This is a genomic window from Streptomyces sp. NPDC051286, from assembly GCF_044455345.1.
Lineage (GTDB): Bacteria > Actinomycetota > Actinomycetes > Streptomycetales > Streptomycetaceae > Streptomyces.
The window spans coordinates 19,862-44,655 of the sequence record NZ_JBITER010000047.1 but is presented as its reverse complement, the minus strand read 5'-3'; the positions used below and the strand labels follow the sequence as shown (position 1 = coordinate 44,655).

Annotated in this window: 17 protein-coding genes and 2 pseudogenes; 9 read left to right on the top strand and 10 right to left on the bottom strand. The window is 69.6% G+C overall.

The window, feature by feature from the left end:
• The 3 genes from ACIBB8_RS31305 to ACIBB8_RS31295 form a co-directional block, all read left to right on the top strand.
• Window positions 1-701 (top strand): tyrosine-type recombinase/integrase (locus ACIBB8_RS31305; protein ID WP_398957852.1); only part of this gene is annotated, 701 nt, incomplete at its 5' end.
• Window positions 698-1,030 (top strand): helix-turn-helix domain-containing protein, encoded by a 333-nt coding sequence (locus tag ACIBB8_RS31300; RefSeq protein WP_398957850.1) that lies wholly within the window; start codon window positions 698-700, stop codon window positions 1,028-1,030. The genes ACIBB8_RS31305 and ACIBB8_RS31300, both read left to right, overlap by 4 nt.
• A gap of 4 nt (window positions 1,031-1,034) precedes the next feature.
• The gene (locus ACIBB8_RS31295) at window positions 1,035-2,627 is read left to right on the top strand and encodes a hypothetical protein (RefSeq protein WP_398957848.1); all 1,593 of its coding nucleotides are present in this window, start codon (window positions 1,035-1,037) and stop codon (window positions 2,625-2,627) included.
• Window positions 2,628-2,679: 52 nt separating this feature from the next.
• On the opposite strand, the gene ACIBB8_RS31290 is transcribed toward ACIBB8_RS31295, so the two are convergent.
• The 3 genes from ACIBB8_RS31290 to ACIBB8_RS31280 all read right to left on the bottom strand — a co-directional run bounded on the left by ACIBB8_RS31290 (window position 2,680) and on the right by ACIBB8_RS31280 (window position 6,868).
• A complete protein-coding gene (locus tag ACIBB8_RS31290; protein ID WP_398957846.1) occupies window positions 2,680-3,087 on the bottom strand; it encodes a hypothetical protein in 408 nt (135 codons plus the stop codon).
• Window positions 3,088-3,434: 347 nt separating this feature from the next.
• Window positions 3,435-4,361: a recombinase family protein gene (locus ACIBB8_RS31285; protein WP_398957856.1), complete on the bottom strand. Its 927-nt coding sequence runs from the start codon at window positions 4,359-4,361 to the stop codon at window positions 3,435-3,437.
• 569 nt (window positions 4,362-4,930) lie between these two features.
• Window positions 4,931-6,868: a BTAD domain-containing putative transcriptional regulator gene (locus ACIBB8_RS31280; RefSeq protein ID WP_398957843.1), complete on the bottom strand. Its 1,938-nt coding sequence runs from the start codon at window positions 6,866-6,868 to the stop codon at window positions 4,931-4,933.
• A gap of 112 nt (window positions 6,869-6,980) precedes the next feature.
• On the opposite strand from ACIBB8_RS31280, the gene ACIBB8_RS31275 reads away from it, so the two are divergent.
• Complete coding sequence (locus ACIBB8_RS31275) at window positions 6,981-7,859, top strand: alpha/beta fold hydrolase (protein WP_398957840.1); 879 nt, start codon at window positions 6,981-6,983, stop codon at window positions 7,857-7,859.
• A 156-nt stretch (window positions 7,860-8,015) separates the two neighbouring features.
• On the opposite strand, the pseudogene ACIBB8_RS31270 reads toward ACIBB8_RS31275, so the two are convergent.
• Window positions 8,016-10,997 (bottom strand): annotated as a pseudogene (locus tag ACIBB8_RS31270) (Tn3 family transposase); the annotation flags it as partial.
• A 199-nt stretch (window positions 10,998-11,196) separates the two neighbouring features.
• Complete coding sequence (locus ACIBB8_RS31265) at window positions 11,197-12,372, bottom strand: IS630 family transposase (protein ID WP_398957838.1); 1,176 nt, start codon at window positions 12,370-12,372, stop codon at window positions 11,197-11,199.
• A gap of 78 nt (window positions 12,373-12,450) precedes the next feature.
• Between ACIBB8_RS31265 and ACIBB8_RS31260 the strand changes: the two genes are divergently transcribed.
• The gene (locus ACIBB8_RS31260) at window positions 12,451-12,777 is read left to right on the top strand and encodes a hypothetical protein (protein WP_398957836.1); all 327 of its coding nucleotides are present in this window, start codon (window positions 12,451-12,453) and stop codon (window positions 12,775-12,777) included.
• Window positions 12,778-12,932: 155 nt separating this feature from the next.
• Here the strand turns inward: ACIBB8_RS31260 and ACIBB8_RS31255 are convergent, their stop codons facing one another.
• The 5 genes and pseudogenes from ACIBB8_RS31255 to ACIBB8_RS31235 form a co-directional block, all read right to left on the bottom strand.
• Window positions 12,933-13,583 (bottom strand): alpha/beta hydrolase, encoded by a 651-nt coding sequence (locus tag ACIBB8_RS31255; RefSeq protein ID WP_398957834.1) that lies wholly within the window; start codon window positions 13,581-13,583, stop codon window positions 12,933-12,935.
• 47 nt (window positions 13,584-13,630) lie between these two features.
• On the bottom strand, window positions 13,631-15,253 hold the full coding sequence (locus ACIBB8_RS31250) for an alpha/beta fold hydrolase (protein WP_398957832.1): 1,623 nt from the start codon (window positions 15,251-15,253) through the stop codon (window positions 13,631-13,633).
• Between the two features lie 69 nt (window positions 15,254-15,322).
• The gene (locus tag ACIBB8_RS31245; RefSeq protein ID WP_398957830.1) at window positions 15,323-17,806 is read right to left on the bottom strand and encodes a site-specific integrase; all 2,484 of its coding nucleotides are present in this window, start codon (window positions 17,804-17,806) and stop codon (window positions 15,323-15,325) included.
• Window positions 17,799-18,995: a tyrosine-type recombinase/integrase gene (locus tag ACIBB8_RS31240; protein WP_398957827.1), complete on the bottom strand. Its 1,197-nt coding sequence runs from the start codon at window positions 18,993-18,995 to the stop codon at window positions 17,799-17,801. Before ACIBB8_RS31240 ends, ACIBB8_RS31245 begins: the two co-directional genes overlap by 8 nt.
• Window positions 18,996-19,055: 60 nt before the next feature.
• Window positions 19,056-19,232 (bottom strand): annotated as a pseudogene (locus ACIBB8_RS31235) (DUF4158 domain-containing protein); the annotation flags it as partial.
• A gap of 86 nt (window positions 19,233-19,318) precedes the next feature.
• On the opposite strand from ACIBB8_RS31235, the gene ACIBB8_RS31230 reads away from it, so the two are divergent.
• The 4 genes from ACIBB8_RS31230 to ACIBB8_RS31215 all read left to right on the top strand — a co-directional run bounded on the left by ACIBB8_RS31230 (window position 19,319) and on the right by ACIBB8_RS31215 (window position 24,670).
• Window positions 19,319-19,549 carry a hypothetical protein gene (locus ACIBB8_RS31230; RefSeq protein ID WP_398957825.1) on the top strand — a complete coding sequence of 77 codons (231 nt, stop codon included), beginning with the start codon at window positions 19,319-19,321 and terminating at the stop codon, window positions 19,547-19,549.
• A 364-nt stretch (window positions 19,550-19,913) separates the two neighbouring features.
• Complete coding sequence (locus ACIBB8_RS31225) at window positions 19,914-20,063, top strand: hypothetical protein (protein WP_398957824.1); 150 nt, start codon at window positions 19,914-19,916, stop codon at window positions 20,061-20,063.
• Between the two features lie 298 nt (window positions 20,064-20,361).
• Window positions 20,362-21,777: a helix-turn-helix domain-containing protein gene (locus ACIBB8_RS31220; protein WP_398957822.1), complete on the top strand. Its 1,416-nt coding sequence runs from the start codon at window positions 20,362-20,364 to the stop codon at window positions 21,775-21,777.
• Between the two features lie 103 nt (window positions 21,778-21,880).
• Window positions 21,881-24,670 (top strand): ATP-binding protein, encoded by a 2,790-nt coding sequence (locus tag ACIBB8_RS31215; RefSeq protein WP_398957819.1) that lies wholly within the window; start codon window positions 21,881-21,883, stop codon window positions 24,668-24,670.
• Window positions 24,671-24,794 lie beyond the last annotated feature (124 nt).

Sequence of the window (24,794 nt, the reverse complement as noted above, 5' to 3'; positions counted from 1 at the left end):
CGAGTTCGAACGCACCATCAGCGAAGCACGAGCCGAGCACCACCAGAAGGACCAAGCCGCGTAAGGAAGGCCTCTACGTTTCCAGGGGATTGACAACCTGCCGGAAGTTCGCCCCCACCGCCCGGAACTACACCGCCTCGAAGCTGATGTCCCAGGTCGGCCTGCGGGTGAGCGAGGCATGTGGGCTCGACCTGGACGACATCAAGTGGGACCTGGGCCGCTTCGGCAAACTCCACGTCCGCCACGGCAAGGGGTCCCGTGGCTCGGGGCCGCGCGAGCGGATGGTGCCGCTGATCAATGGTGCCGACCGGACACTGCGGTGGTTCATCGAGGACGTGTGGGGCCAGTTCGATGACGATCACACTCGCCCTGGTGCCCCGCTGTTCCCCTCTGAGCGCAAGAACACCGACGGCTCCGCCCGCCGGGTCGGCGACGACGCGCTGCGCAACGGACTCGACAACGCGGTCCAGGCTCATCTGGCGAGCTGGACGGACAGGTTGACACCGCACGTCCTGCGGCATTTCTGCGCGTCCCAACTCTACGGAAACGGACTGGACTTGCTCGCAATCCAGGAGGTCTTAGGACATTCCTGGATCGCCACCACGATGCGGTATATCCACGTGCAGCAGACCCGGGTCGAGGACGCCTGGGTCGCCGGGATGGAACGGGCCGCGAAGCGGCTGGAAGGACTGGCCCGATGAGGTGGAACCTGCGGCTGACCGCCGCGAACAAGGGCATCTGGAAGGCGTCCGAACTCCAGCGGAGCCTGGCCGAGCACGGCCTGGTGATCTCGGCCGGCAAGATGTCCGGGCTGTGGTCCGGCCAGCCGGTCTCGCTCAAACTGGAGGACCTGGACGTCATCTGCGTGGCCCTCGGCTGCGAGATCGGAGACCTGCTGATCCCCGAACCGGAGAAGGTCCGCTGCCCCGGCGAGGCAGAGGAGACCGAACGGGCCGCGGTCGGTGCGGAAACCGCCGCACCGAAGGTGATCCCCAGGCGCCGGGACGGCCGGTCGCTGCCGCCGGAGTGATTCGGTGGCACGGTTCCCGAAGGGCTACGTCAAGCCCACCGACTCCTGCGACAGCTGCCTGGCCTGGGGAAACTTCAGCGGCCGCCTCTGCCCCACCTGCTACATGTTCGGCCGCGGCCACGACGCGGCCGCATGCACCGGCTGCCACCGCGTCCAGCCGCTGAAGTGGAACTACTGCCGACTGTGCTGGTGCCAGGCCCGCCTCAGCGCGAAGGCCGTCGCCGGCCAGCCCACGGACAATACGGACGTGCGGGACCGGCTCGCGGCCGTCCGGCATCACCAACTGTTCTTCGTCGGGATGCACTACCGCAGGAGACCGACCCCCGCGGCTCGGACCCGCGGAGGACGGCGGGGAGCCCCGCCCAAGCCACCTCCTGCACCGGCCTGGCGCCCGGATCCCGGCTGGCGGCAGCTACCGCTGTTCACACAGATCCCCCGTGACTACAGCCGGCTCGCTCTGGCAGACGCCGACCTGGCCAGCCCGTGGCTGGCCTGGGCAAAGTACCTCGCCCACCGGCTCGCCGAGGCCCGCGGCTGGGGACGCAACATCCGCTTCGCCGTCAACCGCGGCCTGGTCCTCGTCCTCACCGGCTACGTCGAGGGCGACGTCATCCGACACACGGAGATCTTCGCCCCGCTGCGGGCCTTGGACCTGCCGGTCGGCCACACCGTCACGGTCCTGGAAGAGATGGGGATCTTCGAGGACGACAGCGAACCCTCCTTCGAACGCTGGCTCGCCGAGAGGTTGGAGGGTCTCGCACCCGGCATCCGCTCGGAGGCCGAGCGCTGGACCCGAGTCCTGCGCGACGGCGGCCCCCGCAGCCTCCCGCGACGGGAAGGCACGGTCTGGCTCTACCTCAACCGAGCCCGCCCGGCCCTGCTGGAATGGTCGAACCCCTACGACCACCTGCGGGAGGTGACCCGCGACGACGTCCTCACCTACATCAAGACACTGCACGGCCATCAGCGCCACGACCAACTCGTCGCCCTGCGCTCGCTGTTCACATGGGCCAAGCGGAACGGGCTGATCTTCCGCAACCCCACCAGTCGGATCAAGGTCGGGCAATACGAGTACGCCGTGCTGCAACCGCTCGTCCCCGAGCAGGTCGACCGCTCCGTCGCGGCGGCCACCACCCCGGCGACGCGGCTCATCCTCGCCCTCGCAGCGGTCCACGCCGCCCGGGTCGCTCAGATCGCCAACCTCATGCTCGACGACCTCGACCTCGGCAACCGTCGGCTGACCATCGCCGGACGTGTCCGCCCGCTCGACGACCTCACCCTGAAGCTGCTGCTGGACTGGCTGGAACACCGGCGCCGCCGATGGCCGAACACCGCGAACCTCCACCTCCTGATCAACAACCAGACCGCCACGAAGACCAGCCGCGCCAGCAACCACTGGATCAGCGCCGCGATGCGCGGGCAGGACGCGACGCTGGAACGGCTCCGCGTCGACCGCCAACTCGAAGAGGCCCTGACCCACGGGCCCGACCCGCTCCACCTCGCCGAGGTGTTCGGGCTCGACGAGAAGACCGCGATGCGCTACGCGGACTCCGCACGAGCGCTGCTGCACCAGGCCGCTGAACAGCCACTTCAGTGAAGCCTGCTTGACCGGTCCACGCCTTTGCTGAGGATGAGCACGCGAGGCACAGTCAGCATCCGGGGCCGATCGGCGGAGACGACGTCAGGGCGAGGGCAGCGTCCCGCAGCTGGGTCGCCCACGTCTGCTGGTCGAGCCCCAACGTGTACTCGATGCAGCAATCGCATTGCGGGATCAGCGCCACGAACGATTGCTCCGCCGCCGTCTCGACCTCCGTCTCCCACCAGTCGTCCGTCGCCAGGTCAGCAGGAGTTATCTCTCCATCGATGAGCCTCGCCGCCATCCGGCGCAGAGCGTGGCGCCGTGCCAGTCCCCGATCCGGCAACCCGATCCCGGACTCAGCAAGTGCCTGCTCGAACGCGTCGCGAATATCGCGGGCATCCGCGTTGCGAGGCCAACCGGCGAGCTCGCACAATGTCGGGGTGTCCAGTCCGGCTGCGAGCGCCTCAGCCGCGATCATCGGCAGATCCTCCGGGCGTATCTCATCCGCCCGATAACGACACGCAACCTCACCCAGAGATGTGAGCCCACTCTGCACAGAGGTTTCCGGTTCTGGTGTCGTTCCTTCTGCTCTCATGACTCCTACGGTGTCAGCACCGTCTCCAGGGAAGGCACCCAGGGGTGGGCCTGCTCGGCACCCACCCCGCGTGTTCGCATGAACCCGGGGCACGAACCCACGACAACACGACCGTCCGCCCGCGGGTTCCCACGGAAAGTCCTTCAGTTTCCCTGAACTCGCGGGCCTCCACGGGTGTGAGTAGTTGAGGTACAGGAAATCCCGGTGAGATTGATCTTGCTGTGCTCCCCCTACCGGTCGCCGTTCCGGGCCTGCGCGAGCAGCTGGGCCACCAGGTCGTCGGAGCCGCCTTCGGCCTGGCGGGCCAGGTCGTCCAGCACGGTGTCGCGGTTGAGGACCTGCGCGGTGAGCCGTTCCATCAGCGCCGGGTCGGTGCCGCTGCCGGGCCCGGTGATGCAGGCGTGGACCGGACGGCGGGGGTCGATGACTTGTGCATCGTCGGACCCGGCGGCGTCTTCGGCCTCGGCGAGCGCCCGGTAAAGCGAGGCGACCGAGGGGTGCTTGCCCGCGTTCTTGCCGGTCTTGATGGTGAGGTTGCCCGCGATCTCGGGGACGGGAACGCCGCGGTCCCTCAGTGCGCGGGCGAACAGCAGCGAGTCGTCGTCGATGACCTTGGGTCGTCCGCCGTGGTTGCCCTTGGCGGCCGCGGCCTGCTGACCCTCCAGGGTCTTCTCGCGGATGTAGTTGCGGTCGAGCTGGGCGGCGACGGCGAGGACGGCGAAGAACATGGCACCCATGCCGTTGGGGTCGTAGATGCCGGTGAGCGGGCCGGTGAGGAGTTCGAGCTGCACGCCGGCGGCCTGGAGCTGGCCGGAGAGGGTCATCAGCTCGGCGGCGTTGCGGGCGAGGCGCTTGAGCTCGTGGACGGTGAGGATGACCTCCTGGTCGGGGGCGGCCTCCTTGATGTCGTACGCCAGCTTCAGCGCCTTCTCCAGCTCGGGACGGTTCTTGATACGGGTGGAGATCTTCTCGGAGAAGATCCGCTTGCAGACCGGTTCGAGCGCGGTGAGCTGGGGGGCGAGTTCCTGCTGGGCGGTTGAGCAGCGGGCGTACCCGACCCGGATCGGCTTGGCCGCCGGGGCAGCCGGCAGGGACGGGGCGGGCGCGCCCGCCTTCCACGGCCGCCCGGGGCCGCGATCCTCGGGCACGGGCACCATCAGCTCCTCGCGGAGCGCGGGCACGAGGATGAAGCGGGCGGTGTGGTACTTCGTCGCACACTTCCCGCTCCGGGTGCGGCACGGGCTGCCGGCCGGGGCTTCACACTTCGGACAGTCGTTTCGTTCTACCGCGTTTGCCGCTTGATCGGGCGTCAGATCCACCCGGGCAGTGTGTCAGAACTGTCTCGCACAACACGCCGGTTTTGAGAGGGGTTCTGCGAACGGCGACCTGCGGATTTGCGGGCGGTTCCGGGGTGTTCGCAGAACTCTCGCAACTGGTCATTTATGCGAATCGCCGAGCGTCACGCTTGTCACCAAGCAGTTGCAGACGGCCCGCTGGCCCCCACGATGCGGTTGACAGCAGGGACCACCGCCAGGGCTGTCGCCTAGATTGCCGCAGCGCCCTGCGCGAACACCTACGGGCAGTGGATCACCACGCGTGGCGTCGAGACCGTCGCCGACCGCCTGGCGTCGGCGACGAATACCCCTGAACGTCATGGCGACCTGTGATTCCGCCGGGGCCGTGGGGTGAGACGCGGACAGGCACGGCGTCTGCGGATTACGGTCGCTTACCCCGCTCCGGCGCATGCCTCCGCCTCTGTCAGGTACCGCGCCACCGGGCCCAGGGTCAGCATTCCGCTAGCGGCGCCGGCATGTTCTGCACAGGCATCACGCAGGGCAGCTGCAGCGTGCGCGGCGATTCCGCGCTCGCCGAGGCGCACGGCGGCGCGGGCGGTCAGGCACCACACGGCCTCCTGCATGTGGTCACGCGGTGGTTCGGGCACCGCGGCGAGGGCGGTACGGGCCTGCTCGCCCCGGTCCTGGGCGAGCAGCACGAGGGGTCGCGTCCAGGGCCTGTACGGGCCCCAGTCGAGGTGCGGGTCGGTGGGCGCGGGCCGGTCGTGCAGCAGGCGCAGTCCCAGTAGGGCGAGCGGGAACAGGCCACGGTGCAGCCCCGGCATTCCGGCCGTCCGGAGGGCGTCCTCGGCAGCGCGGTAGTGCGCTGCTGCCGTGGCGGCGGTCGGTCCGCCAGGTTCGGCGCTGCGGGCGGCCGTGGCCCGGGCCCTGAACCACCCGGTGAGGACGGAGACGAGGGGCGCCTCGGTGGTGGCGGCTAGCTGGTCGGCTGCATCGGCGTGCGAGGTCGCGGCGTCGAGGTCGCCGAGGGCCGAGGCGGATTGCAGGCGGACGAGTCGGCCGAGTACGGCGAAGTTCGGCAGCTCGTGCCGGGTCGCCAGGTCGAGGAGCTCGGCGCCGGTCCTGTCCCGTGCGGCCGCGAGCCCGGGGCTGCTGAAGGACTGAAGGAACACCCCGTTGAGGGCGAAGGCCAGCAGGGCGGGATCGGCCAGGTGTCGTGCCAACTCCTCGGCCTGACGCGCCGCCTGCTGCGCGTGCTTCAGCTCGGTCCCGGACAGATCGGCGCTGCGGCTCTCGACGGCGACCGTGGCCAGGAGGCGGGCGCGCAGGTCGGCGGGGCCGTCTGGGCCGAGCCCGGTGAGCGTGCGCTCGGCAGCCGCGACGACGGCGCGGGACTGTTCGGGGTCGTCGGCCCGGCTCCAGATGGCGGGCACGTCGTAGGCGCCGATGATCCGGGCGGTCAGGGAGAGGTCTCCCGTGCGTTCCGCCGCCTGGATGGCGGCGAGGCGGTCGCGCCGCGAGTGGACGAGGGCGTCGCCACCCGCCAGTGCGAGAGTGCGGGCCAGATCCACGGTGGTGCGCGGGCCGAGCCGGACACCAGGGCCGGTCCACGCGGTAGGTACTCCTTCGGGGCGCGCGGACCCGTTGAGGATGTCCGTCTCCAGACGCTGAAGGTCGCCACCCGGGTCGAGTCCGAGTTGGTCAACAAGCATCGCGCGGGCGCGGCGGAGGGTGGCCAGCGCGTCGGCCTGGCGGCCCGCGCGGTACAGAGCGCGGGCAAGCAGCTCCCAGGCCGGCTCACGCCACGGGTGTTCGGCGACATGGGCACCCAGTTCGGCGACGAGATCGGCCCCTTCCCCGGAGTCGAGGAGGATCCGGGCGCGCAGTTCCACCCCCTCCAACCTCAATTCCTCCAGTCGGGTCCGCTCGCGCTGCGCCCATGCGGAGCCGGTCACATCGGCGTAGGCGGGTCCGCGCCAGGCCGCGAGTGCCGCGCCGAGGTCGGTCACCCCGTTGGGGTTGCGGCGGGCTCGGGCCAGGGTGTCCTGGAACCGGTGGACGTCCACGTCCTCGCGCGGCAGGCGCAGCGCGTAGCCGGGACCTTCGGTGACGATGACGCGCGGCGGATTGCGGGGCGGCCGGTCGGGTTCGAGGGCGCGGCGCAGCGCGGCGACGAACGTACGCAAAGCGCCCACGGCGCGGGCAGGCGGATCGGTCCACAGGTCATCGACAAGGGTATCGGTGGTGACCATCCGTCCCTCGGCGGCGACGAGCCGGGCGAGTACCTCACGATGGCGGGGTCCGCCCAGGTCAACCGGGCTGCCGTCGTCGCTGAGGGCCCGCACCACACCGAGCACGTCGATTCGCATGCCACCATCCTCCGTGCCAGGGGCCGGCTGCGCCCAACCGTACTGATCGGCTGCTGATCGCCGTCGCCCAAGCTGATCCGGTCAAGTCCCCGACCCGAAAGGACGGTCCCTCATGACGCCCACCATTCCCGGCTTCGATCACATCCGCCTGCCCGGTGCGGACGGTGTGGAGCTGGCTGCAGCTGTCGGCGGCAGCGGCAGCCCGCTCGTGCTGTTGCACGGCTTTCCCCAGACCCACCTGATGTGGCGACACGTCGCCGAGCGGCTCGCCGACGAACACACGGTGATCTGTCCTGACCTGCGGGGCTACGGCGCCAGCGACAAGCCGACGGCCAACGACCCCGATGTGTACGCCAAGCGCACCATGGCCGCCGACGTCGTGACCCTGGCGGCGGCGCTCGACCACGAGCGCTTCGCCCTCGTCGGCCACGACCGGGGCGCCCTGGTCGCCTTCCGGGCGGGGTTGGACCACCCTGAGACCATCACCCACCTGGGCATCCTCGACATCGTGCCGACGCTCGACATGTGGAACGTCCTGCATGGCACCTCGGCGGCGGTCGGCTACCACCTCTTCCTGATGGCGCAGCCGCCGGGCCTGCCGGAGGCGATGATCGCAGGCAGCGCGGACGCGTTCTTCGGCTCGTTCCTCGACGCCTGGGCCAACAACCCGACCACCATGCCCGAGGATGTACGTGCCGAATACCTGCGCGCGAGCGCCGCAGCAGTGACGTCGATCGTCGCGGACTACCGGGCCTCGGCGGACATCGACGTCACGCACGACCAAGCGGACCTGGACGCCGGGTCGCAGCTGGCCATGCCCGTGACGGTCGTCCAGCAGGACTGGGGCGCACAGCTCGGCTACGACGCTGCCGGGGTGTGGAAGGCATGGGCGCCGGACCTGGACCACCGGCTGACCCGAGCAGGCCACTTCATGGCCGAAGAGGCACCCGACGAGATCGCAGCCGCAATCCGAAGCCTGCTGGCCCGCTGAGCCTCCTGCTCTCGACTCGTCGGCTGGGCCACGGCCGGTCGGCGAGCGCCAGGTATTCGGCGATCAGCATTCTTTTCTTGCGCTGGGTACCCAGGCGATGCCGCCCGGCCTGCACGGGGTGCAACGAACGGCCTAACGTCTTGGGTGCGCCGGCGGTCAGTCCTCTTCCTCGTCGTCCTCGGCCGCGGGGTCGCGCAAAGGCCGCAGGCCCTGGCCGGGGCCGCTGGCCGTGATGTTGAACAGGTAGCGGCCCAGGAAGTTGATGTGCCGGTCCTTGAGCGGGGAGAGGCGAGCTGCGTCCTCGTCCTTGATGTCGTGGCCCTCGGCGCGGAGCCGGGCCAGGGCGGCATCCAGGTAGCGGGTGTTCCACAGCACCACCGCATTGAGGGCCAGGCCCAGGGCGGCCAGCTGGTCCTCCTGGCCCTCGCGGTACGCCTGGCGGATCTGGCCGCGGCCGCCGTGGCAGATCGCGCGGGCGAGCCGGTGGCGTGACTCCTGGACGGTGAGCTGCCGGTTCATCAGCCGCCGGTAGGTGTCGTCCACCGGGTCGACCAGGGCGAGCAGGTGCATGGTCTTGTCGATCCGCCCGTACTCGGCGAACGCGGCCCCCAGCGGGGTCGGGTGGCCCTCGCGGCCGAACATCCGCAGCAGGTCATAGGCGCGGACCTGGTTGGTGATGAGCGACCCGGCCACGCGGAGCATGTCCGGCCAGTGCGTGGCGATCTTCTTCAGGTTGACCTTGTTGCAGGCCACGTCGTCCAGCGGCCCGTACCCGACGGCCGGCTCACCGCCGTCGTCGGGCAGGTCGACCCGCCAGAAACGCTGATCGGCCAGGTCCCGGAAGCGCGGAGCGAAGCGGAAGCCGAGCATCTTGTACAGGCCAAACGCCATGTCCGAGTACGAGGCGTTGTCGGTCGCGACCATCTCCGGCTTCACCCCGCCGTCGAGGTTCAGCAGGGTGTCCAGCGTGTACAGGCTGTCGCGCGGCGTGCCGCGCACGACCATCGCGCCAATCCCCGCCACCTGGTCGTTAACTGCATTGAGCCAAGTCACGCCCCGTTTGTAGCCGTAATACTTGGGCGAGGGACCCGTGTTGATGCTCTTGACCGGGACGACGAAGCGCAGCCCGTCGACGGATGCGAGCAGCCCGCCGCCCCACATCTGGGCCAGCTCGATACGGGACTGGGCAGTGATGAGCGCGGCGTTCGCCGCGGCGATGGCGTCGGCGCGCACGTAGTTCTGGTCGACGTGGGACAGGCGCGAGCGGGTCAGCGCCTTGTTCTCCGTGTCGATGACCGGGGTCAGGCCAATGTTGCAGCTCTGGGATACCAGCAACGCGACCAGGGAGACGAGCAGGCCCTCCATGCGGGTGCGCCGCTCGGAGACGTGGCCGAAGGCGTCGAGGAACCCGGTCCAGGAATGGACCTCGAACAGCAGGTCCGGCAGCTCGATCCGGGGGAGCATCGCCTCCGTGGTCTGCTTCAGCCAGGTCAGCGACTCCGGCTCACCCACCGCACCCAACTTGTCCACCGACAACTTGGCCCTGCCGCCGCCCTCAGGGACGACGACCTCCACCTTCGCGTCGTCACCGGCCTCCGCGAGCCGGTCGGCCATCTGCCGCCATGCGGCATCCAGGCCCCGGACCAGCTGGTCCAGGTGCTCGCCGACGTCCTCGGACAGGGACAGGCCCGCCAGCACGTCCGCCTTCATCGCCTCCCACCGTGGCCCGTCCAACAGCCTCGCGCGCGGGTCCGCCCACCGGTTCGACGGCGAGGCGAACACGTCCCGCCGGTTCAGCGCGCGGTGCAGCTGCTCCAGCACGCACACCACGTACGCGTCCCGGTCGACAGCGCCCTGCGGCAGCTTCGCGTTGGAGAACACCGCCCGCTTCCACATCGCCGGCACCAGCTCGGCGTCGACCTCACGGGGCAGCAGCGGCCGGTCCTTCACCCGCCGCCGCGACAGCGCGGGCAGACGGCGCACCGCGGCGAGCACCCGCCGCCCGGCCAGGGCCGCGCCGAGCGCGTCCGACTCACCCAGCAGAGACAGGAACGGCCGGACGGTGTTGTAGCGCAGGGCCAGCTTCTCCCGCATCGCCGCCTCGGCCGACCCGTCGTCCTCCGGCACCAGGGCCTCCACGGTCGCGACCGCCCCCGCGACCGCCGTACGCGGCACGGCCTCCTCGACTGCCGCCCACAACGCGCCGACGTCCAGGTCCGTCCCGGCCTCGGCGACCAGCTCCAGCTCCAGCTCCTCGGTCAGGATCTTCGACGCCTTCGCCAGGATGCGGGCCGCCTTCTCCAGCTGCGGCAGCATCGCGAGACGATCCCGGTCCGACGCCCGCCGGGCCGGGCTGATCAGCCGGTTCGCCATCAGCACCGCGAACAGGTCCAGCGCGTCATCGACCGCCTGCGCCTCCAACTGACGCACCACCGCCGTCAACAGCGCGGTCCGCCGCGGCTCCGGCGCCCGCTCGATCGTCTGCGCCTTGCTCAACTGCCCATACTGGGCCAGCGTGGACAGCCGGTTCACCGGCACCCGGGACAGGTTCACCCGCCCCAGCGCGAACGCCGAGATCTCCTCCACCCGCTCCATGGCCCGCACCATCGCCGTACCCGTCGACTTGGTCGGCGGAATACGCAGCCGCTCCAGCTCAGAGACCCGCTTGCCCGCCGGCACCACCAGCAGCTCAGCCAGCGCCGGCGCGAGCGACGGATCAGCCTGGGACGCGGCGCGGGCCACCGCCTCGTACAAGCGCCGCTCGGCAACCGTCCGGGCCTCCGACACCTGCCGTGCCAACACCGAAACGCCGGGCAGCAGCACCCGGTTCTTCCGCAGCCACGTCACCGCGTGGTTGAACAGCGCCACCGGCCCCTCGGCATGCGTCCACGCCCGCCCGTACAGGAAGCCGCGGAACTCCCGCCCCCACTTCCGATCCGCGAAGTCCCGGTACTTGAACCGCTTCTGGATCTCCGCCGCGTGCTCGTACACCGTCGACCGGCGCTCCGGGTACCGCTTCACGCACGAGGCATCGGCGATGCCGAGCTGTCCGGCCAGGTACTCCACGGCCTCCCACGGCACCGCGAGTGGGTCCTCACCGAGGAACCGGCCGATGTAGCGAACCGTGCTTCTCTGCACCAAGTCAAGTCAGGCGAACACTGAAGGCGGTGCCGAGAGTACGAGGGGACGTTGCGCAGCCACGTGATCCGCCAGGACGGCACGCGCCGTGACTCGCTGTACTACAGCATGCTTGCGGACGAATGGCCTGCCCCGCGCGACAAGCTGCTCACCAGGATCGCGGCTAAGTGGTCGGCTCTCGAAGTCCTTCGGGGGTTGATCACGCTGCCAGCTCGACGGAGGATTCTTCCTGGTGACCGGTGGTGTGCCGGTCGAGTCTGGCCAGCAGATCGTTCAGGTCGGAGGTGGTGAACCTCCACTGGAACGGCTGTGCCGTGGCGTTGTAGCGGTCTTCGAAGGCTCGGAGCCGGTCCCCGACCTGGGCTAGGTCGGTGAAGTCGTTGGGCGAGACGACCTTGCGCTGCACGACGGAGAAGAAGATCTCCACCTGGTTCAACCAGGAGGCGTGCACCGGGGTGTGCACCAGCACCGCGTTCGGGAAGGCGGTGGCCAGCCGGTCGGCGGCCTTCTTACCGCGGTGGGAGGAGCCGTTGTCGACGATCCAGAACACCCGCTTGGCGCTGGCGTAGGGCTCCTGGCTCATGACCTGGGCGACCAGGTTCATGAATGGGTCGATGCCGGTGCGCGGCTCGGTGCGGCCGAACACCTTCGCGCGGTGGACGTCGTAGGCGGCCAGGTAGGCCAGCGCGCCGCCGCGGCCGTAGGTATGGTTCACCCGCATCGCCCTCGCCTGTCCGGGTGCCAGGGTGGGGTGGCAGCGGCAGCGGGCCTGGATGGAGGTCTTCTCGTCGGCGCTGATCACGTACTCGTCCACGCCCAGGGGCCGGCCGTCCCAGGTGCGGGCGTACAGGTCCAGGACGCGCTCGGCCTTGCGGCGGAAGTCGGGGTCGGTGATGAAGATCCAGGAGCGGTGCTGCCAGGGCTTGATCGCGTCTTCGCGCAGCCAGCGCCGCACGGTGGAGGCGGAGATCGAGCCGGCGATGGCCCGGGCGGCCACTTCACGGGCCAGCTCCGGGGCCGACCAGCGCGAAAGCGGAACCCCGCTCTCGGCGGGCAGTTGGCACGCCAGTGCCTTGACCTGGGCGGCTTGCAGGGCGGTGAAGCGGGCCGGGCGCCCCGAGCGCTGACGGTCCGCCAGCCCGACAAGGCCCCGCGCGGCGAAGCGGCCCCGCCACGTGCGCACGGTGTCCAGGTGCAGCCCGGTCTCGCGGGCGATGCGAGCATTGGAGCGCCCGCGGGCCGCGTGCAGGACGACCTGGGCGCGCATCCTCAACCGGTGCTCGGTCTTCTGTCCGTAGGCCATCTTCTTCAGCCGGGCGCGTTCGGCGGCGGTCGGGGCTATCGGGCGGGCAGTGGCAACGGGCAAGGCAGACACGCCGATCCGGAGTAGTTGATCACTGTGCCCGGCATTCTGCCGCGGCCGTGGACCGGGCCATGGGGCAGGATGGTCCTCGTGCCCACGCCTACGGAGTACGTCCGCCTCTCCCTCGAGCAGCAGCTGCTCGAGCACGCCGACACGGCCTGGCCACAACTGGCCGCCCTGCACATCCGGCACCGTGGCGCATTCGCCTACGTGGAAGGCCGGCTGCCCGGCGGCGACACCGTCAAGCTGATACGCCTGCGCTACCTGGGGACCGCGAGCCGCTGGGGCTTCGCCCCCTACTCCGCCGCCGGCGCCCGCTACGAGGACGCCCTCCTGCCCAGCGGCAGCCCCAGTGGCAGTCCCGCAGAAGCCCTGGACTGCGTCTGCAGGCTCCACCTCACCGCCCTGGGCATCTGACCGCGGACACACCCACGACCGGCTCCGAAGTCAACCCCCGAAGGACTTCGAGAGTCGACCACTAAGTCCAGCGCCTGATCACTCAGTTGCCTGTGCCTGGGACATCAACGAGCAGTTGTGACCCCTTCATCGGGCTGGCGCGGGGTATCTGCGGTTCAGAGCAGTTCCTGCAGAAGTTCAACGACGAGATCGGGCCGTCCTACGAACGGAGAGTGGCCCGTCTGCCACTCGTGCACGTCGCTGCAGCGCGAGGCCATCTTCCACTGCAGGACCGGGTCGATGGCCCGGTCCTGCGCGCAGACGATGTAGGTGGAGGGAGTGTGTTTCCAGCTGTGCCGCTCTGGGATGCCTCGCCCGCAGCCGGAGGCTTGCGCACGCAGCAGGCCAGCCGCCCAGGCGGCGAGAGGTTCGGGACAGTCGCCGTAGAGGGTGTCGGCAGCCCGGTCGGGGTGCAGGCTGGTCGAGCCGTCGGGTTCAGGGGTGATTGCGTCCTGGAGTTGCGGGGACGCGCCACCCAGACCGGCCGCACTCTCGCCGACATCCGGCACGAAGGCCGCCAGATAGACCAGGTGTCCCGCCCCGTGCACCCCGGTGATCACTGACCCGCCGTAGGAGTGACCGAGCACGGTCGGAGGCTCCGGTAGCGAGTCGATGACAGCCTGGACCGCGGCTGTGTCAGCCGGCAATGAGCCCTTGTGGAGCTCGGGAACGACGACCTCGGTTCCTGCGGTCCGCAAGAGTTCTGTCACCAGGGCGAAGTGTTCGGGACAGTGATACAGGCCATGAACGAGCACCACGGCGGCCAATACGCACGCCTCCTCGGGTCGGTGTCAGGCGAGTGATCCAGGGCTGGTCAGCCGTATCGTTGCAGTAGTCCGTCCACGTACGCCTCCAGCCGTTCTCCCAGCACCTCGGACGTCAGATCGTCCCGCCCCAGGTCACGCCACGGCCCGGCCAGCTTCGCCGCGTCGGGGCAGTAGTGCAGGGCGTCCAGCAGCCGCCAGTACAGGTGGTCGGGGTCGTGGGCGAGGTCGCGGCCGCCGTGTGCCTCATACCGCTCGCGGAAGTCCAGCCCGTACGCCGGCCCGTGCAGCAGCGCGAGCGCGGTCGAGCAGTGCGCCACGTCCAGGTCGGCAGGTCCCCACGAGGTCTCGACCCAGTCCACGACACCGATGATCCGCAGCGTGGGCCCGGTTCCCGTGAAGAGCACGTTCCCGGGGTGAAAGTCGCGGTGGAGGAAGCAGCCGTCGTATGGCGGCGGGTCGCGGCGGATCACGTCCACGGCCCGCTCCCACAGGGGGCCGTCCGGGGTGCGGACGCGGTCCGGGGTTGTCCATGCCTGGTAGGTGCGTGGTCTTTCGGCCGGTACGACGCCGTGGACGCGGACGAGCTGGGCCGCGAGCAGGTCCAGGCGGCGGTCGAGGTCGTCCTCGTCGACGCGGACGCGGCCCGGTAGCGCGGACATCAACAGCGTCGGGTGGTCGCACTGTTCGGCCGTGGCGTCCACAGCGACGAACCCGGGTGCCGGGATGCCTTCCTGCCCGGCGAGCAGCGTCAGGATGGACGCCTCGCGGGCCAGCAGCCCGGGTCCGTGGTGGCGGAAGAACGGTTTTACGAAGGTGCGTTGCACCAGAGCCGTGCCGTCGTCGAGCGTGAGCCGGCGCATCTGGGAGCTCCAGCCGCCGGACAGCAGGTGCGAGTCGGCGACCGTGCGGCCGTGGCCGAGCTGCTTGGTCACCCACGCACGCGTCGCCGTCCAGCCACGGTCGTCGAGGCCAGTCAGCACTGCCTCAACGAACTCCCGCCGGTCGTCGCCGTTGTCGCGGAACCACAATCCCAGCTGGTGCTGTGCGTCCGGAAGGTCGAACCGAGTGTACTGGGCGCGCGCGGCCAGGGCGTCCTGTACGGCCTCAGTCACCGCCGACGGGATCACCGCGTCCGTGCCCGGCACGGCGAGCACCGCCCGGCCCTCGTACGCCCGCAGCACGTCAAGCGCGGGTGCCTCCCGCCAGCTGTCCGGCTGCCGGATGATCCCGCTGAACCGGCCGTTCCCATCCTCGAAGGGCACGTCCCATGCCTCGGCGGTATACACGGCTGGCGCGCACAGCCCCAGCGCCGCTACCCGGTCTCCGTAGTGCCGGACGAGATCGGCCACGGTCTGGCCGCTCATGCTGAACCCCACCAGGGCCAGCGGCCCGTCCTCTCCCGCATACGCGTCGATCACTGCGACGGCCTGCTCGAACCGTCGTCGCAGGCTTAACTCACTGAGCTTGCCGGTGCTTTCGCCGTGCCCGGAGAAGTCGAAGGCGATCCCGCGACAGCCGTGGGCCACAAACTCCCGGACCAGCGGGAGTAGTCGCTCCGTGCTGCTCGTGCCCGCGCCATGCAGCACCACGGCGGTGACCCCGGAAGGGTCACCGCCGTATACGCCGCTGAGCCGTTCACCGTCGTGGTCGTGCGTGAAGTCGAAGAGCATGTCCCCTATTCACTCACGCCGTGGCCTCCGTCTTTCGGGAGTGTCACCGCCAGCGTCCGCCCCTGGGCGTCATCTGTTCGATGATGGGACGGTTGGGATGCCGAGGGCGACGGGGGACCGGCGCGTGAGACGGGCCGCGTCGGCCTGCTTGGTGCGGACGAAGGTCAGGGTCAGGTCGATGCCCTCGATCTCACCGAGCCACTGCTCCTCCTCGGCTCGCCTGCGACGGAGGATCAGGTCCTTCTCGATCTCTGCGAGCCTCGGCAGCATCTTCGGGCTGACCTGCAGCATCGGGCATCGCACGCAGGCGTGTTCATGCTGACAGGGTGATCCATAGGGACGAGCGCAGTTGCCGAGTTCGACCTTGCGTTTGTCGAAGTGCTCCTCGAACTCCGCCCACTCCTCCGGGGTGACATCGCCGTATTCGTGCTCGGGACGCAGATCTCGACGGTGGTTCAGGAACTCCTGGTAGTGCTTGACGATGTCCTCGGCGAAGACCGCGACGTAACCCTGTGTCGTCTGGAGATTCAGGTGTCCAAGGAGGGCGGCACCGATATGGATTGGAAGGCCGCCGTTGACGATCTCGGTCGCGAAGAGCCGACGGAAGTCGTGCGGCGTGAACTTGGTGCCGGCGAACGCCGGGGCGCTCTCGGCGATCTCCTCGCAGCTGCGCGCGAGCATGTTGAGGATCGTGTGCGGGGCGATGACATTGCGGACAGTCCCCAGCTGACGCTGGAACAGAAACGGCATAGGTTCTGACCAGAGCTTCTCGTGCGAGTCATATCGGGTCACGAGGGAAATGGCCTGGCCGTTGCGGGTCTGGCGGCGGATGATCTGCGCGATGGCATGGAACAGCTCGGCGGACATCGGGATAACCCGCTCGCGTTCACTCTTCGACGGGGCGACGACCAGGAGAGCGATGACCTCGCCGTTGGGCCGTTCGTATTGGCGAATGCTGAGGTGGGTCAGTTCAACGAGCTCTTCGACCCGGATGCCGCTGTGCCGCAGGATCTCAACTGCCACCCACTCCCAGAACGCGGACTCCTCCGCTATGGTCACGTTGATCATCTCGCCGGTGCTGTGGTCGATGATCCGGACGGACGGCTCGGCCAGGGTCTTGGCCCGGCGGCGGTCCTCGCGGGAATCCGTGCGGCTGTAACGACGCTCCTGGTGTTCGAACGGCTCGCCAAGAGGGACGGGACGGGCAGCCTCCAGCAGGTCCACCAGGCGCTCGTAACGTTCCTCAACATGTCGGACGAGGACCGGCAACAGAGGCTGGCGAGCGCGGGTGCGGTCGGCCATCCGCCGGTTGATCTCGCGGCGCCGCTTGCCGAACCCCTTGAGATCTCGCGGCAGGATCGGGCAGGGAGCCACCCACTGAGCCCACCGCTCCGGTTCGGCGACGGCCCAACTGTGAAGGTCAACGTAGAGGCAGCGGACGGCCAGCAGCACAGAGGCAGCGTCTTTTCGCAGCCGGGTCCGGTCGGCCTTGCCGTTCTTCCGCCAGTACTGGATCTCGGCCCGCCACTGGTCGTAAAGCTCCTGGCCGAGATGCAGGTCCTTCTGCTCGGGGTTGAGTTCCTCGATGACGGCCCAGAACAGGCTGGCCAGCTGGCGGGCGAGACCTTCGAGGGTGATGTAGTCGGTGTCGGCCTTGCGCCGGGCCAGATAGTCGATCAGGAGCTGCCGGACCGCGGCGTTCTTGATGTTGTAGCGGTCGACGAGTTCCTCGACGCTTCGCTGACCGTCATAGATGAACGTCCTCAGGGTCGGGGCCGTCCCAGGAGGGAAGTGCCCCATCCTGTGCAGGATCTCCCAGGCGCCCAGAGCCGCGAAACGCGTGGTCCTCTTGGTCGCGCCGGGCGTCAGCCCCAGACGCTTGTTCTCCAGCGAGTAGTGCAGCAAAGCCGGCGGGGTCAGGTCCTCCAGGTTGATGCCCTGCGTCGTGAGCGCGCAGGTCAGATCGAACTTCGCCCGCTGCCGGTGCATCGTCGTGAGCCGCTCTTGAGCGTCGACCGTCTTGAAGAACTCGTCCAGCCGGGGGTCCTGCTGGATCTTCCGGAACGGCTCGGCGTAGTCGGAGAACTTGTTCGCCCGGAACCCAGAGAGCGAGGGCTGGATGATCCGGGCGGCGAAGGCCATCTTCAGCGCCGAGACCATGTTGCTGCCGTCGTAGCCGACCCCTGGCCGTCCCAGGACATTGACCGAGAGGGCGTTCTCCTCGTTGAACCCGCTGGCCTCCCAGCGCTCCTGCCAGGTCTGCCCCGACAGCGACTCCAGGTGCCCGAAGAGCATCCGGATGCCGGCCGTGCGTTTCTCCACCAGTGAGCGCCCCTGGTTCGGCCACGCGTGACGGGCAAGCCCGCACAGATCGTCGATGCTGGCCTGCGACAGGTCCCCGAACGGGGCCGGAGGCTTCGCGGGCCGGGGAGCTGGGGCCGCCTTCAGTGATGCGCTGGTGAACCTTCTCGGCTCCGTCTGACTGGGCGCCGAGTCGTAGTTCTGGCGCCGGTTGCGGACCGTGTAGGTCTCTACCGTCGTGCGGTTAGGCACCGAACACCGCCTTGACGTCGTCGGGGTCGTAACCAGCGGCGAAGCTCCGTTGCACCCGCGGGCGGTTGTAATGGGCCTGCAGGGCGTCGAAAAGGTCCTCGACTCGGGCATTGAGGTAGCGGCCGGTGGTGGCCAGGTCGGTGTGCCGCATGATCGCGCGGACCTGGGCGAGGGTGAGGTTGGGGTCGTTCGCCATCCGAGTCGCGGCGGTGTGGCGCAGGTCGTGCAGGGTCCAGTTCGTGCCGAGTCTCTCGTTCGCGCGCTGGATCACGCGCCGCATCGCCCAGTAGGTCAGCGGCCGGTCCGGGCCTCGGCGGGTGCGGAGAACCGGCTCGTCGGCCGACGGCAGCCCGATGTGGTCGAGATATGCGGCCAGGACCGTCAGCGCCTGCGGGCTGGCCGGGACTGCCTCGCGGTCGTCGGTCCCCTTGGTGATCACCCAGATCAGTTGCTTGGCCCAGTCGATGTCTCCCGGGGTGACCCCGAGGAGTTCGCTGGCGCGGGAGCCACTGGAGACATAGAGCAGGACCGCGGCCCGGTCACGGTCGCAGGTCATCGCCCCGAAGAACTCGTCCCACATCGAGTCGGGAATCGAGCGGGGATCGGTCCGCCGGACCCGCTGGCGGAGTCTGGCCCGCCGGAATTGAGGGACTGCGCTGTCCGGGGCCCGGTGAGCGAGGGCCCGGCGCTGTGCCCGTGACTCCGGAACCGGGTTGACGAGCGGGCCCCGGCCGTAATGCCGGTGGTAGGCGTAGAAGCTGCTGACCACGGTCAGACAGTGGTTGATCGTGCTGGGGGCGTAGCCAGCCTTCAGGTACGGCTTGCCCGTGCGGGGGTTCACCGAGCCGGGCTGCGGTGCGTTCGGGTTCTGTCGGCGGCGCTGCGGATTCGGGGCGACCCGGAGCCATCCGACCAACGCGGACGCTTCTGCCTCCGTCGCCCGCTCCCAGGGGATGCCGAGGAACCACAACAGCCGGTACCAGCGCAGCAGATCGTACGCGTAACTCTTGGCGGTCAGCGGCCGGTTGTCGTCCAGGATCAGGCCGCGGAGGTACGGAAGGACGGGGGCGACGGCGGCCCCGTCAGCGTCGAGAACGGTGTACCGAGGTATGGATTCCAGCTCGATGACCGAGCCGACGCGCGGCACATCGGCCCGGCCCTCGATCAGCTGGCGATGCAGGTCTTGCAACACACTCTTCCTTGCAGGCGGAGATCATCTCGCTCCATGATCGGAGGCACTGGTGCAGTTAACACACCAGATCTGCAAGGCCATGCCCAGGCGATGTGCGTCCATACGCCGCAGGGCGATCAGGTCGCGGTCGTCATCGTCGAGGAAGAAGAACCGCTCCAGTTCCGGGCGGGTGGGCACCTCGGTGAACGTCCCGTACGCCTCGGCCTGCTCATCAGTTAAAAATTCCACCGGCATGCGGCGGACGGTAGCCATGCCCCGGCAGCGATCGAGGATCTTCCTCCGAACCCCCGCACCAGGCCGATCGCGTGTGCTAGACGACCATGATCATTCTCGCCGGGATTTCCTGTACCTCAACTACTCACACCCGGTTCAAGCGGCTGATCACCGCGCATGAGCTGCATCTCTTCTTCACACCGGAGCGCTCACTGCTCGGAATCATCTCCCGCACGGCGTATTGGGTGGATGGGTGGCGTCGCTTCGGGCCCGCCTCCGGCAACGAGCCGAAGCTGAAGGACCCCTTCGGCCGGTACGTCATCACCACCTTCGTGTAGGGCACCAACATGGGGCCCTACGAGGCCGCCCGCCACATCCCCGAATCGGGTCGACGCGCTCGGCACGGAGGCAGCAGAGGCGCTCCTCGGCGCTGGCGTGGTCGCGGCTCATTGCTCCTGCATGTCCGGCGCCGGTGAGATCGTTGCGCCGGCCTCGGCGACGCCGGGCTCCGGGTACCGCCCTTGGCATCGACCACGCCCTTTTCCCCGTCGTCCGATTTCGCGCCGCGCTCGCCCGCCACGGCGACCCGGTAAAAAGTCCACCCCCTCGGACGGCGGCGACCTTCCGCAGGCGGGGGAGAGCACGCTCGACCGGCCGGTCACGGACATCCAGGGCTGCGACTTCTTCTCGGCACAGCGCCCGGTGTGCGACGCAGACCAGGGCGAGGTCCTCCAAGTCGACCTGGACCGCGCGCTGGACGGTGAGCGGGTCGAGAGCAAGGTGACTGACGTGCTGAAGCTGCCGAGGATCAGCAAGTGCTCGGGGGCGTACGAGGCCGAAGGCGTCGACTAAGACACGAAGACGAGGACACTGCGCGCGTCCATGCTGTCTCTCGGCCTGTGCAAGGGAGCGACGGTGATCTTCTCCCACCACTGGGGGAGGAGGACAGGACCTGGAAAGACAAGTATGTCTGCCGCCGGGAGAGCGCCTTGCCTGACGTTCGCATCTCGCGCCTTTTTCCGTCACGAATTCACCATGCGAGATGGCTTTTTAACGCTCAATCCAGAACTGTTACCTTGACGCCGTTTCCGAAGCAGCGGCGCGGGCTCCCACAGACGTGTCGGCACGCGGCCCGGCGGGGTGGGTGGGGATGGACGAGAAGACCTTCGGTCGGCTGCTGCGCGAGGCGCGGCAACGTGCGCTGTTCACGTTGGAGCGCCTTGCCGAGGTGTCCGGCGTGAGTGTGCGGGCCATCAGCGACATGGAACGTGGTCACAGCCTGCCGCGGCAGGCGACTCTGCGCGAGCTGATGGACGCCCTGGGACTGGACGAGGACGAACGGCGGCGCCTCGTGGGGGCGTCCACGCGGTCCGCCAGGCAGGTGCCCCGGCAACTGCCGCCCGATCTGGCCGTCTTCCGCGGCCGCGAGGAGGCGCTGACGGCCGTCCACACAATCACCTCGCAGGTCGCCGCGCGGTGCGGACAGGTCGTCATCGCCGCGGTCGGCGGGATGGCAGGTGTGGGCAAGACCACCCTGGCGGTGCACTGGGCCCACCGGGTGGCGGAACATTTCCCCGACGGTCAGCTGTATGTGAACCTGCGTGGGTTCGAGAACTCCGGACGGCCCCTGGACCCCGGCGAGGCCCTGGCCGGGTTTCTCGGCGCGCTCGGGGTGCCCAGCAGCGACATACCGCGCGGCACCGAGGAACGCAGCGCCCTGTTCCGTGAGCAGGCCGCGTCCCGTCAGCTCATCGTCGTACTCGACAACGCGCGGGACGCGGACCAGGCCAGGCCGCTGCTGCCCGCCGCCCCCGGGTGCCTGACGATCCTCACCTCACGCTGCCGGCTGTCCGCTCTGGCCACGACCGAGGGCGCCTCGCTGATCAGTCTGGACGTGTGGACACAGCCGGAGGCTGTCGCCGCGCTCGCCGCCAGGATCGGTGCGGACCGGTGCCGGGCGGAGCCCGAGGACGCCGCCCGTCTGGTCGAGCTGTGCGGACACCTGCCGCTGGCGATCGCCGTCGTCGGAGCGCAGCTGAGTGCGGAACCGCGGATGCCGTTGCGTCTCGCCGCCCGCGAACTGGCCGAGGCCCGGCTGGACACCCTGTCGGCCGGTGACCGGCGGGCCGACGTCCGTGCCGTCTTCTCCTGGTCGTACCGGGCCCTGACACCTGACACGGCACGCTTCTTCCGGTATCTGGCCCTCCACCCCGGGGCGGTCGTGTCCGCCGAGGCCGCCGCCTCGCTGGCGGGCGCGGAGATGACGGTGGCCCGCCGGCACCTGGGCGAACTGACCTCGGCCAGCCTGCTGTCGCGGGACGCCGACGGGCGGTACATGCTGCACGACCTGGTGCGGGCCTACGGCACCGAACTTGCCGAGCAGGAACAGGACGACCGCTCCGCCGCCGAGACACGTCTGCTGGACTACCTGCGCCACAACGCCCACGCGGCCAACCACTTCCTCGACACCCGGCGCGGGATCGAACCGACCGAACCGCCGGCCCCCGGAGCGGTACGTGTCGCCATCGGCACCGGCTCGGTCCGCAGGGGGTGGACCGTACGCTGAGACGGATGATTCCGTACGCTACAGAGCCAAGTGTTGACATGACTCGATTCGATGGACAGCACCGCAGCTCGGTTTCATCTCAGCCCTTGGAGACAGCAGCCCGATGAACGACCTGGACCGCCCGGCCCGTCCTGCCTCAGCGCGACTGATCGGGCGGGACAAGGACCTGGAGTTCATACGGTCCCACTTCAACGGTTCCGCCATTCACGGAGCGGCCCTGCTGCTGTCCGGCGAGGCCGGCATAGGCAAGACCGCGCTGCTCGACGCGGTGGCGGCGGAAGCACGGCGCGAGGGCACGCGCGTGCTGCGGGCGAGCGGGGTGCAGTTCGAGGCGGACATCAGCTACGCCGGACTCAACCAACTACTCGTACCACTGTTCGACTCCTTCGACCGGCTGGACCCCAGCCACCGCGATGCCCTGCGCGTCGCGGTGGGCATCGGCAGCGGTCCCCCTCCCAACCGCCTTCTGACGTCCACCGCGGCCCTGCTGCTGCTGCGTCAGATCGCCGCCGACACTCCGCTGCTGGTCGTCATCGACGACTTGCCGTGGCTGGACCGCGCCACCACGTCGGTACTGGGCTTCGTGGCCCGGCGGCTCATCGGCAGCCGCATCAGCTTCCTCGCGGCCTCCCGCGTCACCTCCGACGGCTTCTTCGAGGCGAGCGGCCTCACCGAACACCGGCTGCAACCGCTGGACGACAGGTCGTCGTCCGAACTGCTCGCCCACACCCACCCCGGAATGTCCCGCGCCGTGCGACGCCGGATCGCGGCGGAGGCACACGGAAACCCGCTCGCGCTCGCGGAGCTGCCCGCCGCCCTGGACAACGAACAGCGCACGGCACAGGTGGCGGTGCCTCCGGTACTGCCCCTCAGCGAGCGCCTCCAGCAACTGTTCGTCTCCCGGGTGGCCGATCTGCCGGCTCCGAGCCGGGAGCTGCTGCTGATCGCGGCGTTGGAGGGCACCGGCGACCTCACCGTGCTCGAGGCGGCCGCGGCCGGCCGTCCTGTCATCGACATGCTCGAGTCCGCGGAGCGCGACCGGCTGGTCGCGATCTCGGGCCCGTCCCGGCGGCTGTCCTTCCGGCATCCGCTGATCGGTTCCGCAGTGGTGGTGACGGCGACGGCAGCCGACCGCCGCAGGGCGCACCAGGCGCTCGCCGCCGCGCTCACCGACCAGCCCGAGCGCCGCGCGTGGCACCTCGGAGAGGCGGCGCTGGGCCCGGACGAGACGGTAGCCGACCTCCTGGAACAGGCCGCCCGGCTGCGCCTGAGGCGCGGGGATGCCCTGGGCGCGGTGGCGGCGCTCACCCGCGCCGCGGGGCTCAGCCCGGTGCCGGCCGACGAAAGCCGCCGCCTGGCGGAGGCCGCCTACATCGGCACCGACGTCAGCGGCGAACTGGCGGATGCCTCGCGCCTGCTGGCCGGGGCCAGACGGGCCGACCCTACCGTCCAGGAGTCGCTGCACGCGGCAGCGGCATCCGCCCTCCTCCTGATCAACAAGGACGGTGACATCAACACCGCGCACCGACTGCTGGTCGGCGCGATCGAGGCCGGAGGGCACCGCTACGACGCATCCGACGACGCCCTCATCGAAGCCCTGTTCACCCTGATCTCACTGTGCTGGTTCAGTGGTGATCCACAGAAGTGGCCGCCGCTGTTCCGAGCGCTGGAGCGGCTGACCCCGCAAGCACCCGACCTGCTGTGGGCGTGCGCGCAGACCTTCGCCGACCCGGCCCGCACCGGGCACCGGGCGCTGGGCGTCCTCGACGCACTGCTGGCCGACATCGGCCAGGACCCGACCCGCGTCATCCGCATCAGCACCTGCTTGGTGTACACGGAACGGCTGACGGCCTCGCGGAAGGCGTCCCTCCACCTGGTCGACCAGGGCCGCGCGGGTACCGCGCCCGTGAGCAGACATCTGGCCGCGCTGGTGCACCTGAGCCTGGATTACTACTACGCGGGCCGCTGGGACGAAGCCGTGGAACTGGCCGGAGAGGGGCTCGTCCTGTGCGAGGAGTACGACTACCCCTTCTTTGCCTGCAAGCTCCAGTTCGTGCAGGCGCTCGTGGCCGCGGCCCGGGGCGACACGGAGACGAGCACTGCCCTGTCCGAGGAGATCGTCAGCTGGGCCGTCCCCCGCGGCGCCCACGGGGCCCGGGTCCTGGCCTGGCATGCCGGCGGGCTGGCCGCGCTCGGCAGCGGCGACTTCGAGGCCGCCTACCGGCATGCCGCCGCACTGAGCCCGCCCGGAACCCTCGCGCCGTACCTTCCGCAGGCCATGGCCGGCGCGCTGGACCTGGTGGAGGCCGCCGTCAGAACCGGGCGGGCCGCCGAAGCCGCCGCACACGCGGCGGCCATGCGGGAATCCGTGATGGCCGAGCTCTCGCTGCGCCTCCACATGCTTGTGCTGGCCTGCCAGGCCCTGACCACACCCAGCGATGACGCCTTCGCCCTCTTCGACCAGGCACTGTCCCTGGCCGAGCCCGGGGACTGGCCCTTCGACGTGGCACGGGTACGCCTCTTCTACGGAGAACGCCTGCGGCGCCGGCGCGTGACCAGGGAAGCCCGCGAGCAGCTGGTCCAGGCATTGACGGCGTTCGAGGAGCTCGGGGCCACACCGTGGGTGACACGTGCCACGGCCGAACTCCGCGCGAGCGGCCACGGGGCGGCGGCCCTCGCACAGCCGGGAAAGGGCCCGCTGACCGCCCAGGAGCGGGAGATCGCGACGCTGGCGGCCACCGGCCTGACCAACAAGCAGATCGCCGAGCGGCTGTTCCTGTCGCACCGGACCATCGGCACTCACCTGTACCAGATCTACCCCAAGCTCGGCATCAACTCACGAGCCGCGCTGCGCGACGCCCTGGCCGCTCTCGACCTGGAGGGCGTCGGCTGAGGGGACACCGGCTGAGAGGACCCGACGGCCGCACAGTCATATGACGTATGCAAGATGGTGTCTCCACCAGCACACTGAGCGGAGGAACGCCCCTTGGCTGTCGTGCCACCGACGCCGTCGGCAG

Excerpts from the sequence above, each read along its gene's own strand:
- ACIBB8_RS31300 (WP_398957850.1), top strand. The coding sequence starts at position 698 with ATGAGGTGGAACCTGCGGCTGACCGCCGCGAACAAGGGCATCTGGAAG.
- ACIBB8_RS31290 (WP_398957846.1), bottom strand. The coding sequence starts at position 3,087 with ATGATCGCGGCTGAGGCGCTCGCAGCCGGACTGGACACCCCGACATTG.
- ACIBB8_RS31285 (WP_398957856.1), bottom strand. The coding sequence starts at position 4,361 with ATGGTGCCCGTGCCCGAGGATCGCGGCCCCGGGCGGCCGTGGAAGGCG.
- ACIBB8_RS31280 (WP_398957843.1), bottom strand. The coding sequence starts at position 6,868 with ATGCGAATCGACGTGCTCGGTGTGGTGCGGGCCCTCAGCGACGACGGC.
- ACIBB8_RS31275 (WP_398957840.1), top strand. The coding sequence starts at position 6,981 with ATGACGCCCACCATTCCCGGCTTCGATCACATCCGCCTGCCCGGTGCG.
- ACIBB8_RS31250 (WP_398957832.1), bottom strand. The coding sequence starts at position 15,253 with ATGCTCTTCGACTTCACGCACGACCACGACGGTGAACGGCTCAGCGGC.
- ACIBB8_RS31230 (WP_398957825.1), top strand. The coding sequence starts at position 19,319 with ATGATCATTCTCGCCGGGATTTCCTGTACCTCAACTACTCACACCCGG.
- ACIBB8_RS31220 (WP_398957822.1), top strand. The coding sequence starts at position 20,362 with ATGGACGAGAAGACCTTCGGTCGGCTGCTGCGCGAGGCGCGGCAACGT.
- ACIBB8_RS31215 (WP_398957819.1), top strand. The coding sequence starts at position 21,881 with ATGAACGACCTGGACCGCCCGGCCCGTCCTGCCTCAGCGCGACTGATC.